We start from the raw sequence: 16,424 nt of genomic DNA on the forward strand, positions 1-16,424 counted from the left end.
GCGCCATACGTCGCATTGGACCGCGGACGCCCGTCCGTTGTTCCTGCGCCATTTGTGTAAGGGGCAGGGGGCTCGGCAAGGCGCCTGCAGTCGCGGAAGTTCGAGATCATGGGTCTAGCGCCGTCTCAGCAGGCTCTTCATCCGGTTGCGCAGCAGGCGTGCCATGTTGCGGGTCTCGCGGTAGAGATGCAGTTGCGAGGCGGCCTGGCGGGTGAGCCGGTCGGCATCCGGCGTCAGCCCGATCACCAGCGTTCCGATCGGCTTGCGTTCGGTCCACAGCCTGCTCATCACTGGATGATCTGGCACCGCGCAGGAATCGGTCATCATGATGTTGGGATCGTCGAGGTGCTGCCTGGTCACCTCGATCATCAGCAGCGTGCCCGGCGAATAGGCGGCCAGCGTCTCGTCATAGGCTGTCTTCCACGTATAGGCGACGCCGGCTTCGACGAAGACGATCAGGCAGGCGATGGTGCGGCCATCGAGCGTCAGCGAATGGATGCGGCACATGTCCTGTTCGGCAAGCCTGTGCACCGCCTCGCGGGCAAAGGCGGCGCGGAAGCGGTCGATCGCCATGGCGGTGCGATCGCGGCCCTTCCAGCCGGACGCTTCCAGCGTCAGGAAGCTTTCGATGGCGTGGCGGATGTCTTCGGGGCCGCGCGCCACCACATGCTCCAGCCTGCCGAGGTCGCCAAGGCGCCGTTTCAGGCGGCGGAACTCGCGATAATGGTGCGAGCGCAGCGAGGCCTTCAGATAGTCGTCGCCGTCGAGTTCGCTCTCCAGCGCGGGGCGCTGGGCCTGGCTGGTGGTGACCAGCGTCAGCCCTCGCGTCTCGGCCACCGTGGCAAGCAGGCTCGCCACTGGACCGTCGAGCCTGATGTCGGGCAAGACAAAGACTTTCGGCAGCTTGAGGTGCGGGCGCGACAGCATCGAGAAGAAATCCTCGACGACACCTATCGGATCGTCGCGGTCGATCAGCGGCGTGCCGAGCGGACCAAACGGGCTCGACCATGTACGCATCACCGGAACGCCGAACGGCACCACCGGGCGCTCGACCGAGATCGGCACCAGCAGCCGCAGCCGGTTGCGGTATTCGTCGCCGTCGCGGATCACCGCCAGCCGCACCTCGCGGTCTTCCAGCCGCGGCATGGCCGGGGCCAGGAAGCGCGGGTTGAAGAAGACGTTCGGCTCGATCGTGCGGGCGCAGAGGTAATCCAGTTCCTCGACCAGATCGAAGCCGGCCGATGCCGGATAGATGGCAAGCTTGCGCTCGGGCCGGTTGTTGGCGAGGATTTCGATATGGGCGGGATCGGCGTCGCGCCCGAGCCCGGCGAGGCCGGACACCATGGCGCCGGCGGTGCCGCCGCTGGTTTCCTCGAGCAACGGGATGGCGGCCATCAGGCGGCTCCTTTGGCAGGCACGAAGATCACCATGACAATGCCGAGCTTGCGCCACACCGTGAAGGACAGCGCGCTGGCCTCGAAGATCATGGCAAAGGCGGTGGCCATGGCCGCGCCCCACAGGCCGAAATGCGGGATCAGCACCACGTTGAGGCCGATGTTGAAGGCCAGTGTCATGGCATAGACGGCGGCGCAGATATTCTGGTTGCCGCTCATGGTGAGCAGGCTTTCGCAAGGGCCGACGGCGGCGCGCGCCACAACGCCGAAGACGAGCAGGAACAGCAGCGGATAACCGGACGTGAATTCGGGGCCGAACAGCACCAGCATGGGTTCGCCCAGCGCCAGCACCAGGAACGCCATCAGCAGGGATGGCCAGAAGGTCCACGACACCGTCTCGCGGGCGAAGGCGGCAAGCTTTTCCGGGTCGCCATGGGTGAATTGCGCATAGCGCTGGGCAACACCGGCCTTGACGGCGAAATAGACGAAATGCACCAGCGCCAGCGTCTTGACCGTGGCGAAATAGACGGCGACGTCGTTGGGCGCCATATAGGCGCCGACCATCAGCACATCGGCATTGGTGAGCAGGAAGAAGAAGCTTTCGACCAAGAAGATCGGCAGCGAGACGACGAACCATTGTGCGAAATGCACCTTCATCGGCCCGGCCGGGATCTGCCTTTCCATGCGGTGGGTGACGCCGATCAGCTGGGCGAGCGTGGTGACATAGGTGGCGGCGATCGAGGCGAAGATCGCCGTCCTGGCATCGGCGGCGTAGCCGGCGTAAAGCATCAGCGCCATGAACAGCAGGATCAGCACCGGCCGTATCAGATAGGTTGGCGACAGGGCAAACAGCGCCCAGCTGTTGGCCCTTGCCTGGCCTTGCAACAGATCCGACACCGCGATCATAGGCAGGCAGATGACGCCCAGGATGAACGGTATCACGTAGTAGTTTTCGAGCCAGGGTGCTGCCAGCCAGACGCCGAGCGCGCCGAGCCCGGCGATGATGGTGGAGGCGATCAGCACGAACAGGCGGCTGGCCACGACGATGCCGCGCAGTTCATCCATCATTCCGCGCTCGCGGTATTCGGGGATGAAACGGATGACCGAGGTGTGGAAGCCGAGGCAGGCGAGGTTGCCGACGATGACCATCGTCACCCAGACAAGCACGAAGATGCCGTATTCGAACGAACCCATCCAGCGCGCCATCAGCACCTGGCTGATGAAGGCGATAACAGCGCTGACGATGCGGATGGAGAAGGCGATGACCGACATGCGGCCGGCCTCGCCGCGTTCATCGGCGGTGAACAGCACGGCATCGATGCGGCCAAGCAGAGGCCCCACGCGCAGCGCCAAACGCTGCGGCAAGAACCGCCCGGCAGTCGTGGCCGCGGAAAAGCGCACCCCGAATATTCTCCGTTTTCCGCCTCTTTTTCAGGCTTTGGTGTAGCGGAGACACATTAAGAAACGGTTGGGTGAGCTTCCTTCGCCCCGTTCACGGGGAGAAGGTGCCGGCAGGCGGATGAGGGGCGGCGCTCGGTGGGGATTTGGGCTGATACCGGCAGGGCGAAGAAGAACTGCCTACGGATGAAGCGGCTTTGCGGGGGCCGGTATTTCATCCATCTCGGTGGAGATGTGGGCCAATCGCGGAACTCAGCGCCGCCCCTCATCCGCCCTTCGGGCACCTTCTCCCCGCGAACGGGGAGAAGGGAAGCAGTGGCTTACGCGAACGCCCCGTGGCAGTGCTTGTACTTCTTGCCCGAGCCGCAGGGGCAGGCTTCGTTGCGGCCGACCTTGCCCCAGGTGGCCTGGTTGTTGGGGTCGCGATCCTCGGGAGCAACGATAACGTTCTGCTCCGGGCGCACCAGGAGGGCGGTTTCGCCGCCTTCGAAATCATTCTCGCCGGTGGTGCCGTCGATATGCGTGCCGAACATGTCGGGGGCTTCCGGGGGCGGGGCTTCGGCGGCCTGGCGGACCAGTTCGACGCGCATCAGCTGCGCTGTGACGGCCTGTTCCAGATTGCCGAGCATCGCCTGGAACAGCTCGAACGCCTCGCCCTTGTATTCCTGCAGCGGATCGCGCTGGGCGTAGCCGCGGAAGCCGACGACAGAGCGCAGATGGTCGAGGTTGACGATGTGCTCGCGCCACAGCATGTCGAGCGTCTGCAGAACCACCGAGCGCTCGACATAGGTCATCACTTCGGGGCCGAAGCGTTCGGCGCGCTCCTTGGCGGCTGCATCGGCGGCAGCAGTGATGCGCTCGCGGATGTCGTCCTCGGCGATGCCTTCTTCCTTGGCCCAGTCATCGACCGGCAGGTCGAGATTGAGGAATTCGGCAACCCCGGCCTTGAGGCCGGCGACGTCCCACTGCTCGGCATAGGCGTTTTCGGGAATGGCCTTGGCGACGATATCGTCGATGACGCCTTCGCGCATCTCGGCGATGGTTTCCGAAAGACCTTCGCCGTCCATCAGCTCGATACGCCGCTGGAAAACCGCCTTGCGCTGGTCGTTGGAGACGTCGTCATATTTCAGGAGGTTCTTGCGGATGTCGAAGTTGCGCGCCTCGACCTTCTTCTGCGCCTTCTCGAGCGCCTTGTTGATCCAGGGATGGATGATCGCCTCGTCTTCCTTGAGGCCGAGCTTCTGCAGCATGCCGTCCATGCGCTCGGAGCCGAAGATGCGCATCAGATCGTCCTGCAGCGACAGGAAGAATTTCGAGCGGCCGGGGTCGCCCTGGCGACCGGAGCGACCGCGAAGCTGGTTGTCGATGCGGCGCGATTCATGGCGCTCGGTGGCGAGCACGTAGAGGCCGCCGGCGGCCAGCGCCTTTTCCTTCAGGCGCTCGATGTCGGCGTGGATTTCCTTTTCCCGCGCCTCGCGCTCGGGGCCGGCAGGCATGTCGCCCAGTTCGTCCTCGATGCGCATTTCGGCATTGCCGCCGAGCTTGATGTCGGTGCCGCGGCCGGCCATGTTGGTGGCGATGGTGATGGCGCCGGGCTTGCCGGCCTGGGCGACGATCGCCGCTTCACGCTCGTGATGGCGGGCGTTCAGCACCTCGAAATCCTTGAAACCTTCCTTGCGCAGGCGCTCGGCCAGTTGCTCGGACTTTTCGATCGAGGTCGTGCCGACCAGCGTCGGCTGGCCCTTGGCGCTGGCTTCGCGGATCTCCTTGACGATCGCCTTGTACTTCTCCTCGACCGACCGGTAGACCTCGTCGTCCTCGTCCTTGCGGATGACCGGCAAATTGGTCGGGATCTCGGTGACTTCGAGGCCGTAGATGTTGCCGAATTCCTCGGCCTCGGTCAGCGCCGTGCCGGTCATGCCGGAAAGTTTTTTGTAGAGGCGGAAGTAGTTCTGGAAGGTGACGGAGGCGAGCGTCTGGTTCTCCGGCTGGATCGCCACATGCTCCTTGGCTTCCAGCGCCTGGTGCAGGCCTTCCGAATAGCGGCGGCCGGGCATCATGCGGCCGGTGAACTCGTCGATAATGACGATCTCGTCGTTGCGGACGATGTAGTCCTTGTCCTTCTGGAACAGCCGGTGCGCCTTCAGCGCGTTGTTGACATGGTGGACGATGGCGACGTTCTCGACGTCATAGAGCGACTCGCCCTTCAGCAGGCCAGCGTCGCGCAGCAGGTTCTCCAGCTTCTCGGTGCCTTCCTCGGTGAAGATCGAGGTCTTCTGCTTTTCGTCGATCTCATAATCCTGCGGCTGCAGCTGGATGATGAAGGTGTCGATAGTGTTGTACATTTCCGAACGGTCCTCGAGCGGACCGGAAATGATCAGCGGCGTGCGCGCCTCGTCGACCAGGATGGAATCGACTTCGTCGACGATTGCGTAATTGTGACCGCGCTGCACCATCTGGGCGCGCTCGTACTTCATGTTGTCGCGCAGATAGTCGAAGCCGAGCTCGTTGTTGGTGGCGTAGGTGACGTCCGAGGCGTAGGCGGCGCTGCGTTCCTCGTCCGACAGGCCGTGGACGATGACGCCGACCGAGAGGCCGAGGAACTTGTAGACGCGGCCCATCCATTCGGAGTCGCGGGTGGCGAGATAGTCGTTGACGGTGACGACGTGGACGCCCTTGCCTGCGAGCGCGTTGAGGTAGACCGGCAGCGTCGCGACCAGGGTCTTGCCCTCGCCGGTGCGCATCTCGGCGATGCCGCCATTGTGCAGCACCATGCCGCCGATCAGCTGGACGTCGAAGGGGCGCATGCCGAGCACGCGGCGTGCCGCTTCACGGGCGGTGGCGAAGGCCGGGACCAGAAGATCCTCAAGGCTGGCGCCATTGGCGATGTCCTGGCGGAATTTTTCCGTGCGCCCAGCGAGTTCGGCGTCGGAGAGCGCCCGCATCTCGTTTTCCATGGCGTTGATCGCCTCGACACGAGGCCGGGTCGATTTGACCCGGCGGTCGTTAGAGGAACCGAAAACCTTACGGGCGAGACCGCCGAGACTGACCATTCAATGGTCCTTTCGATAGAATTCTCAATCTTTAAGATGAGCGCCGGCCGGCCCCATCAAATCCACGTGAATGCACCGCCCAAATACGGACAAACACAAAAAGCGCCCGGAAAACGGTTCTGGACGCAAAGTCGTTGGACAGATAAGAGGGGGCTCAACTGATGTCAACGCCGCGCTGGCCCTGCCGGTCGCGCCAAATTCCGCCACAATCTGGCTGATCTGGAAGCCACCCTCCTTATAATCCCTCACCGGAGTCATCCTTATGCCCTTGTTGTTTCGCCGTGCGTCGCTCGCCAGCCTTGGTTTGGCCTTCGGCCTGTCGGCTCTTTGCCTGTCGCCTGTCATGGCGCAGGAGACCGCTCCCGCTACTCCGGCCGATGCCGCGGCCCCCGCAGCACCCCCCGCGGCCCCCGTCGACCCGAATGCCGTGGTCGCCACCGTCAACGGCCAGCCCTTGACGGAAGCCGATCTGGTGCTTGCCGAGGGCGAGCTGTCGCAGCAATTCGCGCAGCTGCCGCCTGAACAGCGCCGCGCCGCTGCCCTTTCGGCGGCTATCGAGATCCGCGTCATGGCCGCCAAGGCCGTTACCGACGGTCTCGACAAGGATCCCGACTTCCAGCGCCGCATGGCCTTCCTGCAGCAGCGCGCGCTGCATGGCGAGATGGTCGAGAAGGGTGTTGTCGACAAGGTCACCGACGCCGAAATCCGCGCCCGCTACGACCAGGAAATCGCCAACACGCCGCCGGTCAACGAAGTGCATGCCCGTCACATCCTCGTGAAGACGAAGGAAGAGGCCGAGGCGATCATCAAGCAGCTCGACGGCGGCGCCGACTTCCAGAAGCTCGCCAACGAGCACACCAGCGATCCCTCGGGCAAGTCCAATGGCGGCGACCTCGGCTGGTTCGGGCCTGGCCAGATGGTGCCGGAGTTCGACAAGGCCGCGTTCGCGCTCGATGTCGGCAAGTACACCGAGCAGCCGGTGCAGTCGCAGTTCGGCTGGCATGTCATCAAAGTCGAGGACAAGCGCGCCAAGCAGCCGCCGGCCTTCGACGACGTCAAGGACCAGGCCAAGCAGGCGGTCATCCGCGACAAGTATTTCGCCCTGGTCAAGTCGCTGCGCGCCGGCGCCAAGGTCGAAATCGCGGACGCCAAGCTGAAGCAGGCCGTCGACACGCTGGAAAGCGCCAAGTAAGCCTCAAAGCGGTTCATCGTTTCATGGAAACGCCGAACCGCTTTATTTCCAACGCAATTCCGGACGGAAAACCGCTTCACACTTTTCCTGGAATTGCTCGAAAACTTTTCAAAAGGGCGCGGCAGCCAAGGTTGCCGCGCCCCTTTTTTATTGGCCCGCGCTGGCCGCTATGCCTTGCAGGAGATAGCGGACCATTTTGCGGATCGTTGTCTCAGGCTCGTCGAGCCGGTTGGTCAGCAGATGCCGCCAGGCATAGGAGGTGACGAGGTCGGCGACCACGGCCGGATCGATATCATCGGCGATCTCGCCCCGTGCCTTGGCGCGATCGATGATCTGGCCGGTGTGGGTGCGGCGGCCTTCGGCATATCCGGCAAGAGCGGCGGCCGCGGTTTCATCCGACTGTGCCTCGGCGATCAGCGACCTGAACACGCTGCCTGACGATGTCTGGCGCCAGTGCGCGAACAGATTGACCAGGAAGCCGACGAGATCCTCTTCCAGTCTTCCGGTATCGGGAATGTCGACGCGCTTCTGGCGCTGGTAGACGTCAAGCAGCAGTGCCGCCTTGCTCGGCCACCAGCGGTAGATGGTCGGCTTGCCGGCGCGGGCACGGCGCGCCACCGCCTCGATCGAGAAACCGGCATAGCCGGCCTCGACCAGTACGGCTTCGGCGGCCTCCAGAATGGCTTCGGCGCTGTCGGGATTGCGCCGGGCGCCAATCGATTTGCGTGCCGGATCCGCGTCCTCGGCCATTCCTGATGTCCTCGTTTCAATTTGCCGGCAACGATAAGTGATCCGGCCATGAAACGAAACGCCCCGTTTTCAAGCGCAGAAGCTTAGCCGCAGGCGATGGCCGTCACATCGCCTGTGACGTCTCCGACACGATACGCCACCCATCAACAGTCTTGATCAATTCCAGCGTCACCCGCGCCTTGCCTGCCACACGCGCCGCCGCCTTGTCCTTTGGTGTGTAGTCGTAGCTCATGGCAAAGACGGCCTGGGCACTGCCCTCACCGTGCGGTGTAACCTCCAGGCTGCCTGGTTCCAGGCCAAGCGACCATGAGGCCCATTGCGCGAACCAGTCGCTTTTCACTTTCACGAGCGCTTCGGCATCGTAAGGCGTGCCGAAGATGGTGGCGGATGGGCCGTAAAGCCGTTTGACGGCCGTGCGCATATCCTTGATGTCCGGCGACAGGTAATCGTCGCGCAGGAACTTCTCGATCGCGCTTTTGTCGTCGCCGACCGAACGCTCGAGCGTCGCCACTTGTGTCGAGGGCTCAGGGGCCGCGGCTGGCGCGGGCGGTTTCACCGGCTCGCCGCTCGGCACAAACTCGAAGCGTTCGAGCAGCGAGCCCTGTTCCCAGGGGCGCTGGCTTTCGCGCGTCTGCGAAACCACGTCGCGGCGCACCGCGATCATCATGTCGTTGATGCTCTGGCCGGGTTCGGCGATGTGCCGCAAAAGCGCGGCGGCGAAGGGCGAGTTGCGCCCGCTCCCGTCCATGGCGACAGCGCCCGGTGCCGTCGAGAAGGCGATGAAGGAGCCGCGCGTCGAATCGAACTGTGCCAGGCCGGCGAGTGCCGTCGCCGACCGCGTCGTGGCGGTGCGGCTCAGGCTGCGGGCAAACGGGTTGTTGCGGCAGGCATCGAGAAACACCAGGCTGACCTTGGTCTGCTGTTCCATGATGTCGAGGATTTCGTCGATCGGCACCGCTTCGAGCTGCAGCTTCACCGGCATGTCCAGCCTGGCGTCGACCGGCACGATGTAATTGCGCCCGTCGACCTGCAGGCCATGGCCGGCATAGTAGAACAGCCCGACACCGGCGCCTTCGAGCGCATCCGAGAACTCGCCGATGCTGCGTTCAAGCTCGCGCTTGCCGAGGTCGTTGCCTTCGATGACCTCGAAACCGATGGAACGCAGTTTGTCGGCGATGTCGAGTGCGTCGTTGACCGGATTGGCCAGCGTGCCAGCCTCGGCATAGGTGCCGTTGCCGATGACGAGCGCCACGCGCCGCTGCGGCTCAGCGTCGGCGCTCAGCAGCAAAAGTCCCAGAAATGCCCATGCGAGGATCGCAAGCCTGCCCATGGGGCAATCATAGCGCCACAGGCCCCCGCGACGCCAACAGAATTGAAATGCAAGCTTAATTCGCGGTGGTTGCCGCCCCGGCAGGCGCGGCGAAAACGCCCTTGCGCCCGCGCGCCGTATCGGGCAAACCGGCCTTCCCTTGCGAATTTCCCGCCCGAGGTCCCCATGTCCACGACGATTTCGCCGCTCGCGCCGAAGAAATACCCCAAAATGCCTGTCATTGAAGGGGTGCGCATCGCCACCGCCGAAGCGGGGATAAAGTACAAGAACCGCACCGATCTGCTGGCTATGGTCTTCGACGCGGGCACAGCGGTCGCCGGCGTGTTCACGAAGTCGAAATGCCCTTCGGCGCCGGTCGATTTTTGCCGGCAGAACCTTGGCGCCGGCAAGGCTCGGGTGCTGATCGTCAATTCCGGCAACGCCAACGCCTTCACCGGCAAGAAAGGCCGCGAGTCCACCGCGCTGACCGGCGAGGCGGCGGCCAAGGCGGCCGGCTGCACGGCTGGCGAGGTGTTCCTCGCCTCGACCGGTGTCATCGGCGAGCCGCTCGACACAACCAAGTTCAGCCATCTGCTCGCCGGGCTGGTCAGCAACGGCAAACCGGACCTGTGGACCGAGGCGGCAAAAGCCATCATGACCACGGATACCTATCCGAAAGTGGCGACGCAGACGGTCAAGCTCGGCGACACCGATGTCACCATCAACGGCATTTCCAAGGGCGCCGGCATGATCGCGCCCGACATGGCGACGATGCTGTCCTTCATCGCCACCGACGCGCCGATCGCAGCGCCCGTGCTGCAGGATCTGTTGTCGCGCGGCACCGCCAAGACCTTCAACGCGGTGACCGTCGACAGCGACACCTCGACCAGCGACACACTGCTGATCTTTGCCACCGGCAAGGCCGCGAAGCGTGGCGCGCCTGAGATCACCGATCCCAAGGATGCCCGGCTCGGCCAGTTCCGCCGGGCGCTAAACAAGGTGCTGAAGTCGCTGGCGCTGCAAGTGGTGCGCGACGGCGAGGGCGCCCGCAAGCAGGTTGAAGTCACCGTCACCGGTGCGAAGTCGGCCCGCTCGGCCAAGCGCATCGCGCTGTCGATCGCCAATTCGCCGCTGGTCAAGACGGCGGTTGCCGGCGAGGACGCCAATTGGGGCCGTGTCGTCATGGCCGTCGGCAAGGCCGGCGAGCCCGCCGACCGCGACCGGCTGTCGATCTGGTTCGGCGACAACCGGCTGGCGCATGAGGGCGAGCGCGACCCGGCCTATTCGGAAGAAAAGACCTCGGCCTACATGAAGCGCGACGATATCCTCATCCGCGCCGATATCGGCATTGGCCGCGGCAAGGCGACGGTGTGGACCTGCGATCTCACCAAGGAATATGTCGCCATCAATGGCGACTACCGGAGCTGACGGTTTTGGCTTCCAGGCATCCGGCAAGCATGCTCGCGATCGTGCGCCGCTACGAGGCGGCCGGCTTTCGCGCCTGGCCGGCAGCGGCCGTCCACTATGACGGCACCTGGGTGGTGCGGCTGACCGCCGGCCATCCGGCCAAGCGGCTGAATTCGGTCAACCCGCTCGATCCCGGCGACATCCAGCACATGGCCGACCGCATCGGCCGCGCCAGCCGCCGTTTCGACGCCTATGGAAGACCGTTGACGTTCCGCATGTCGCCGCTGTCGGGACCCGACCTGGCCAGCCATCTCGACAAGGAGGGCTGGAGCCGGTTCGACGAATCGCTGGTCATGCGGCTGCCGCTGGCCGATGCCCAGCTTGATGCCGCCATGGACCAGATTCCGCTCAAGGACATCAGCCGCTTCATCGGCGCATTGCTCAAGGTCAGCTGCTCGGACGTTTCGCTGCGGCCCGGCCTGTCGGAGATCATTGGCGCCATCCAGCCGGAGGCAGGGCTGTTTGCGCTCGAGGATGGAGCCGAGGCGCTGGCGACGCTGATCTGCGTGCATGACGGCGATCTCGCCGGCCTGTTCGAGGTCGCCACCGACAAGGCGGCGCGCAACAAGGGCCACGGCCGTAACCTGATCCTGTCGGCGCTGAAATGGGCAAGGCTGCGCGGCGCACGCGAAGCCTGGCTGCAGGTCGAGGCCGGTAACGTGCCGGCATTGGCGCTCTATCGCTCGCTAGGCTTCGAGGAAGTCTACCGCTACCACTATCGCCGGCCGCCTGGTCATGAGTGAAGTTGGGCATGAATGACGTCGTGAATGCCGGCAAGCGCCTGCTGCTGGTCGCCGCCTGTGCGCTGGTCGACGCCGACGGCCGTGTGCTGCTGGCGCAGCGGCCAGAAGGCAAGCAGCTTGCCGGCCTGTGGGAATTTCCCGGCGGCAAGGTCGAACCCGGCGAGACGCCGGAGCAATGCATCATCCGCGAGCTGCAAGAGGAGATCGGCATCGAGACCGACATTCCGTGCCTGGCGCCACTCACCTTCGCCAGCCATTCCTATGACGACTTCCATCTGTTGATGCCGCTGTTCGTCTGCCGCCGCTTTCGTGGCATCGCCCAGCCCCGGGAAGGGCAGGCGTTGAAATGGGTGCGGCCAAAACAGATGCGCGACTATCCAATGCCGCCGGCCGACGCGCCGCTGATCCCGTTCCTCATCGATCTCCTGTGAGCATCGGGACTAAGGGGCCACGGTCCATATCAGCCAGCGTTAATGGAAGATTTATCTGATCATGAAAAATTGACCCATGGCCGCGTCATGATGGCCACGTCGCCTTTTCGCTGGGGAGCGATCGTATGAGCCTGGACAGGGATTGGGATTCGATCCGGCCCGACCGCGGTTTTCGCGCCGCCGATGCCGGCATGGGCATCCTGCGCATCACACTGCTGTTTGGCTCGGCCGCGGTGGCACTGGCCCTGATCGCGACACCTTTCCTCGACAGCGGGACGCGCTCGCAAGCGGCCCGCAATGACTTTCCCGGCCTCGACATGACGGCCACCGGCTCGATCGGTCATCGCAGCACCTATACGGTGCGCCGCAGTGTGCTGCAGTCGCAGCCCGATTCAGTCTGCATTATCGCGTCCGACGGCAAGACCAGCGGCGACTGCTGAAATGGTTAAGATGTTTTCGAAAGGGCGGCCTTTTCACCGCCTGTTAAGGCTTTGCCGTTAACCTTTCTTAACAGATCGGCGGTAAGGTTCCGGCACGGGGGATTGAGGTGATGAAAACATTGCTGCTGCGCTTTCTGAAGGACGAGACTGGTGCCACGGTCGTCGAGTACGCCCTGATCGTCGCAGTGGTGTCCCTGACAATCATTGGTGGCATCGGCCAGGTCTTCAACCAGATAAGCTGGATGTTCAGCAACAGTGGGAGCAGGCTCGCGAACGCTTTCGCACCTTCACCTTGAAGTTAGCCCTGTCGGTACAGGTCAATTTTCTTCAGGCCCCTCCAGTATAGCTTTCAGCGAGACCTTGGCTGAACCTGGCTTCAGCGGTTTTTGCTGCGACGCATCGGGCGCCCAGCCGGACATCCAGATCATCGAGAAACTTGCCCGGACCCGACCGTCGGGATCGGAAAAACGCTTGGCGTAGATTTCCGCGGCCCTCGCAAACAGCTGGCGTGAGCCCGGCCGCCGGCTGCGATCGGCGAGAGCGCTGGTTTCGCCCATGGCGCGCAGGTCGGCCATCAGGGCAAACAGGCTGGCGTAGCGCACAGTCACGGTCTCCACATCGGCGACCGGCAACGCAAGACCGGCACGCTGCAGAAGCGCTCCGGCATCGCGCACGTCGGTGAACGGGATGACGCGCGGGCTTGCGCCACCGTAAAGCTCGGTCTCGGCCGCAAGCAGGCTTTCGCGCAACTCGCCCAGTGTGCCGGCGCCGGCGAAGGCACCGAGGAAAAGCCCGTCCGGCCGCAGCGCGCGGCGGATCTGGATCAGCATGCCGGGAATGTCGTTCATCGCCTGCAGCGACAGTAGCGACACCGCCAGATCGAGGCTCTGCGGCTCGAAGGGCACGGTTTCCAGCGGTGCGGTCAAGCCGGCGGCCCCATTCAGAAAACCCGCGTCCGTCTCGACACGGACGATATCCCCCACCTTGCCGCTCGCGGCGAGCACGTCAGCCGCGGCCGGCGTCTGGCAAAACAGCACCGCCGCCTTGCCGAACCTGCGCTCGACGGCACCCAGCCGGTCGGCAAGATCCTCGGCGGCACGGTTCATCAGGAAATCGGCGCCGTCGACGCGATGAGTGAGCGCGCGCCGCTTGTGCGCCAGCCAGAGATCGGTATCCATTATCGGCTGCAACGGGCGGATCCTTGTTTGTCGACGCCCCGATGTAATTGGTATGGTGGCGCGAAGGACCAACCACGTGGCCGATCCGATGCTGGAGATCAAGTCAATTGGGATCAGGAAGCTCACCCGATCGGCTTTCGGCTGGCCGGCGCGCATCCTGTTTCCGCCGGTCTGCGCCGGTTGCCGCCGGCACGTTTCCCAGCCCGGTGTGCTGTGCGGCGCCTGCTGGCCGAAGCTGCGGCTTCTGGAACGGCCGTGGTGCCCGGTGATGGGCACGCCCTTCACCCACCATATGGGCGAGGGCTTTCTCTCGGCCGAGGCGATCGCCGATCCCCCGCCCTTCGAGCGGGCGCGGGCCGCCGTTGCCTATTCCGGCGTTGCTCGTCAGATGGTGCAAGGGCTGAAATACCAGGATCGTACCGATTTGGCACCTTGGATGGCGCGCTGGATGGTGCGCGCCGGCGCCGACCTCATCGCCGAGGCCGATGTGGTGGTGCCGGTGCCGCTGCACTGGCGGCGTTTCTTCAGGCGGCGGTTCAACCAGTCGGCGGAATTGGCACGTTCGGTTTGCGAACTCAGTGGGCTGTCTTTCGCGCCTTCCGCCATGCGGCGCGTGAAACTCACGCGCCAGCAGGTCGGGCTGGAGCGGCAGGAGCGCGAGGAGAATGTTCGTGCCGCCTTTCGAGTGCCCGCCGAGGCGGAAATCGAAATCGCCGGCCGCAGGGTGCTTCTGATCGACGATGTCTACACCACCGGCGCCACCGTGCGTGCGGCAACCAAGGCGCTGAAAAGGGGAGGTGCGGCCGGCGTCGACGTGCTGACCTTCGCGCGTGTGTTGCCGGGGGACTTCCGGGCGGACGAGTCCGCGACTATATAAGTCGGCAAGGAAAGCGGAAATTCGTCATGGTCGATGTCACCATCTACACGCGCATGATGTGCGGCTACTGCACGGCAGCCAAACGGTTGCTGGAGCGCAAGGGCGTCACTTATACCGAGCATGACGCTTCGTTTTCGCCGGAATTGCGCCAGGAGATGATTTCGCGGGCGCACGGGCGCACCACCTTTCCGCAGATTTTCATCGGCGACATGCATGTCGGCGGCTGCGACGACCTTCATGAGCTGGAGGCCGAAGGCCGGCTCGACAAGATGCTCGCCAACGGCGCAACGATTTGAGGGTTTGACGATGGGTGTTTTCAAGGCCGCTGCGATCCAGATGCGTTCAGGCGAGAGTCCCGAACGCAATGCGGTCGATCTCGAACGGCTGGTGCGTGAGGCGGCAGGCCAGGGTGCGACCTACATCCAGACGCCGGAAATGACCGGGGCATTGATCCGCGACAAGGAAGCGCGCGCCGCTTCCTTCACCTCCGAGGACAAGGACATCGTCGTCGCGACCGCGCGCCGGCTGGCGCGCGAACTCGGCGTCTTCCTGCATATCGGCTCGACCGCCATCCTGCGCGCCGACGGCAAGCTCGCCAACCGGGCGCTGCTGTTTGGTCCGGACGGTGCCACGCTGGCCACCTATGACAAGATCCACATGTTCGATGTCGATCTCGACAATGGCGAGAGCTGGCGCGAATCCGCCGCGTACGAGCCGGGCACCGAGGCTGTCGTGACCGAGGTCGCGGGCGCGAAATTGGGATTCGCGGTCTGCTACGACCTGCGGTTCCCGCAACTGTTCCGTGCCGAGGCGCTGGCAGGGGCCGACGTTTTGACCGTGCCCGCCGCCTTCACCCGCCAGACCGGCGAAGCGCACTGGCACGTGCTGCTGAGAGCCCGTGCCATCGAGAACGGCGCCTATGTTATCGCCGCCGCGCAAGGCGGCCTGCATGAGGACGGCCGCGAGACCTATGGCCATTCGCTGATCGTCGATCCTTGGGGCCGTATCGTCGCCGAAGCCGCGCATGACGAGCCGGCGGTGATCGTCGCCGAGATCGATCCGGCGCAGTCGCTTGCAGCGCGCAAGAAGATTCCGAATTTGAAGAATGCGCGTGATTTCACCATCAATGCCGGCGCAGTGGAGGCGCCGCGTCTCCGGGGTGCGGCCTCTTGATCCGCTTTGCCCTGATCTGCGAGCATGAGCATGAGTTCGAGGGCTGGTTCCGCAGCAATGACGATTTCGACACCCAGAAGAAGCGCGGCTTTGTCGATTGCCCCAGCTGCGGCTCGCACAAGGTGCAGAAGGCGCTGATGGCGCCGGCTGTCTCCACGGCGCGCAAGCAGGAAACCATAGCGCTGGCCATGGGCGAGGCGCAGAAGCAGGCGCTGGCGCAGCTCAAGGCGATGGCCGAGAAAGTGCGCGAGAACGCCGACTATGTCGGCGACAAGTTCGCCGAGGAAGCGCGCAAAATCCATTTCGGCGAAACCGATGCACGCGGCATCTATGGCGAGGCGACGCTGGACGAGGCCAAGAGCCTGGCCGAGGATGGCGTCGATTTCATGCCGATCCCGGTGTTTCCGGACGATCGCAACTGAGCGACTAGCTCAAGCTTCCGATCAATTTGCCAAGGAGCAGAGCCAGCGTCTCCTGTTCGGCGTTGCTCAGGCCGGCGAGGATTTCATGCTCGTTGGCGACGTGAGCGGTCAGAGCCTCGTCGATTAACGCCAGACCTTTTTCAGTCAGCTGCACGACAATGCCGCGCCGGTCGTTGGGGTGCGGGCCGCGTAGGATCAATCCGGCCTTCTCCAGCCGGTCGAGCCGGTTGGTCATGGCGCCTGACGTCACCATCGTCGCCTCGTAGAGAGCGGTCGGCGTCAACGCGTAAGGCTGGCCGGAACGGCGCAGCGTCGCCAGCACGTCGAATTCGCCGGCTTGCAGTCCGAAACGGGCGAACAGCGGGGCGAGGCGGTCATGCGCGATCAGCGACGAGGCTTCGTTCAATCGCCCGAGCACGCCCATCGGCGAGACGTCCAGGTCCGGCCGCTCCCGTTTCCACTGCTCGATCGCCTTTGCCGCGCGATCCATATGTCTCACCGTTAAATATATTGACGTTAAGAATCTTTGCGATATGTTATCTCAACATACAGGACCGGCCAAGCGCCGCAAGTGCCAAATTTGGCCGTTGAGTGACG

At 64.1% G+C, this 16,424-nt stretch carries 17 protein-coding genes; 10 read left to right on the forward strand and 7 right to left on the reverse strand.

Features of this window, described 5'->3' with window-relative positions; all coding sequences use genetic code 11:
* Positions 1 to 114: 114 nt before the first annotated feature.
* From EB235_RS09480 to secA, 3 genes are all read right to left on the reverse strand, one after another.
* Positions 115 to 1,395, reverse strand: a complete 1,281-nt coding sequence (locus EB235_RS09480; protein ID WP_027031230.1) for a GNAT family N-acetyltransferase — start codon at positions 1,393 to 1,395, stop codon at positions 115 to 117.
* A complete protein-coding gene (locus EB235_RS09485; protein ID WP_027031229.1) occupies positions 1,395 to 2,795 on the reverse strand; it encodes an oligosaccharide flippase family protein in 1,401 nt (466 codons plus the stop codon). The genes EB235_RS09480 and EB235_RS09485 overlap by 1 nt, the downstream gene beginning before the upstream one ends.
* Before the next feature lie 317 nt (positions 2,796 to 3,112).
* The gene (secA, locus tag EB235_RS09490; RefSeq protein ID WP_027031228.1) at positions 3,113 to 5,845 is read right to left on the reverse strand and encodes a preprotein translocase subunit SecA; all 2,733 of its coding nucleotides are present in this window, start codon (positions 5,843 to 5,845) and stop codon (positions 3,113 to 3,115) included.
* 262 nt (positions 5,846 to 6,107) lie between these two features.
* Between secA and EB235_RS09495 the strand changes: the two genes are divergently transcribed.
* Positions 6,108 to 7,037: a peptidylprolyl isomerase gene (locus EB235_RS09495; protein WP_027031227.1), complete on the forward strand. Its 930-nt coding sequence runs from the start codon at positions 6,108 to 6,110 to the stop codon at positions 7,035 to 7,037.
* A gap of 147 nt (positions 7,038 to 7,184) precedes the next feature.
* Here EB235_RS09495 and EB235_RS09500 read toward each other — a convergent pair whose 3' ends face one another.
* Positions 7,185 to 7,787 (reverse strand): TetR/AcrR family transcriptional regulator, encoded by a 603-nt coding sequence (locus EB235_RS09500; RefSeq protein ID WP_027031226.1) that lies wholly within the window; start codon positions 7,785 to 7,787, stop codon positions 7,185 to 7,187.
* Between the two features lie 103 nt (positions 7,788 to 7,890).
* A complete protein-coding gene (locus EB235_RS09505; protein ID WP_027031225.1) occupies positions 7,891 to 9,117 on the reverse strand; it encodes a caspase family protein in 1,227 nt (408 codons plus the stop codon).
* A 165-nt stretch (positions 9,118 to 9,282) separates the two neighbouring features.
* Here EB235_RS09505 and argJ point away from each other — a divergent pair, with 165 nt between their 5' ends.
* The 5 genes from argJ (at position 9,283) to EB235_RS09530 (ending at position 12,473) form a co-directional block, all read left to right on the forward strand.
* Positions 9,283 to 10,524 carry a bifunctional glutamate N-acetyltransferase/amino-acid acetyltransferase ArgJ gene (gene argJ / locus EB235_RS09510; protein ID WP_027031224.1) on the forward strand — a complete coding sequence of 414 codons (1,242 nt, stop codon included), beginning with the start codon at positions 9,283 to 9,285 and terminating at the stop codon, positions 10,522 to 10,524.
* 29 nt (positions 10,525 to 10,553) lie between these two features.
* Positions 10,554 to 11,306: a GNAT family N-acetyltransferase gene (locus EB235_RS09515; RefSeq protein WP_027031223.1), complete on the forward strand. Its 753-nt coding sequence runs from the start codon at positions 10,554 to 10,556 to the stop codon at positions 11,304 to 11,306.
* 8 nt (positions 11,307 to 11,314) lie between these two features.
* Entirely contained in the window at positions 11,315 to 11,737 is a 423-nt protein-coding gene (mutT, locus tag EB235_RS09520; RefSeq protein ID WP_027031222.1) for an 8-oxo-dGTP diphosphatase MutT, read from the forward strand.
* Positions 11,738 to 11,862: 125 nt separating this feature from the next.
* Positions 11,863 to 12,177: a hypothetical protein gene (locus EB235_RS09525; RefSeq protein ID WP_027031221.1), complete on the forward strand. Its 315-nt coding sequence runs from the start codon at positions 11,863 to 11,865 to the stop codon at positions 12,175 to 12,177.
* Between the two features lie 110 nt (positions 12,178 to 12,287).
* Positions 12,288 to 12,473: a Flp family type IVb pilin gene (locus tag EB235_RS09530; RefSeq protein WP_027031220.1), complete on the forward strand. Its 186-nt coding sequence runs from the start codon at positions 12,288 to 12,290 to the stop codon at positions 12,471 to 12,473.
* A 21-nt stretch (positions 12,474 to 12,494) separates the two neighbouring features.
* Here EB235_RS09530 and EB235_RS09535 read toward each other — a convergent pair whose 3' ends face one another.
* Positions 12,495 to 13,367 (reverse strand): methyltransferase domain-containing protein, encoded by an 873-nt coding sequence (locus EB235_RS09535; protein ID WP_027031219.1) that lies wholly within the window; start codon positions 13,365 to 13,367, stop codon positions 12,495 to 12,497.
* Between the two features lie 76 nt (positions 13,368 to 13,443).
* Here EB235_RS09535 and EB235_RS09540 point away from each other — a divergent pair, with 76 nt between their 5' ends.
* Genes EB235_RS09540 through EB235_RS09555 form a run of 4 tightly spaced genes read left to right on the forward strand, consistent with a single transcriptional unit; the run spans position 13,444 to position 15,827 of the window.
* Entirely contained in the window at positions 13,444 to 14,232 is a 789-nt protein-coding gene (locus EB235_RS09540) for a ComF family protein (protein ID WP_432431177.1), read from the forward strand.
* Positions 14,233 to 14,258: 26 nt separating this feature from the next.
* On the forward strand, positions 14,259 to 14,528 hold the full coding sequence (grxC, locus tag EB235_RS09545) for a glutaredoxin 3 (RefSeq protein ID WP_027031217.1): 270 nt from the start codon (positions 14,259 to 14,261) through the stop codon (positions 14,526 to 14,528).
* Positions 14,529 to 14,538: 10 nt separating this feature from the next.
* Positions 14,539 to 15,405, forward strand: a complete 867-nt coding sequence (locus tag EB235_RS09550) for a carbon-nitrogen hydrolase family protein (protein WP_027031216.1) — start codon at positions 14,539 to 14,541, stop codon at positions 15,403 to 15,405.
* Positions 15,402 to 15,827, forward strand: coding sequence for a DUF1178 family protein (locus EB235_RS09555; protein ID WP_027031215.1), 426 nt, complete (start codon positions 15,402 to 15,404; stop codon positions 15,825 to 15,827). Before EB235_RS09550 ends, EB235_RS09555 begins: the two co-directional genes overlap by 4 nt.
* A 4-nt stretch (positions 15,828 to 15,831) precedes the next feature.
* On the opposite strand, the gene EB235_RS09560 is transcribed toward EB235_RS09555, so the two are convergent.
* Positions 15,832 to 16,317, reverse strand: a complete 486-nt coding sequence (locus EB235_RS09560) for a MarR family winged helix-turn-helix transcriptional regulator (protein ID WP_027031214.1) — start codon at positions 16,315 to 16,317, stop codon at positions 15,832 to 15,834.
* Between the last annotated feature and the right edge of the window lie 107 nt (positions 16,318 to 16,424).

The sequence above is a fragment of the Mesorhizobium loti R88b genome (genome assembly GCF_013170845.1).
GTDB lineage: Bacteria > Pseudomonadota > Alphaproteobacteria > Rhizobiales > Rhizobiaceae > Mesorhizobium > Mesorhizobium loti_B.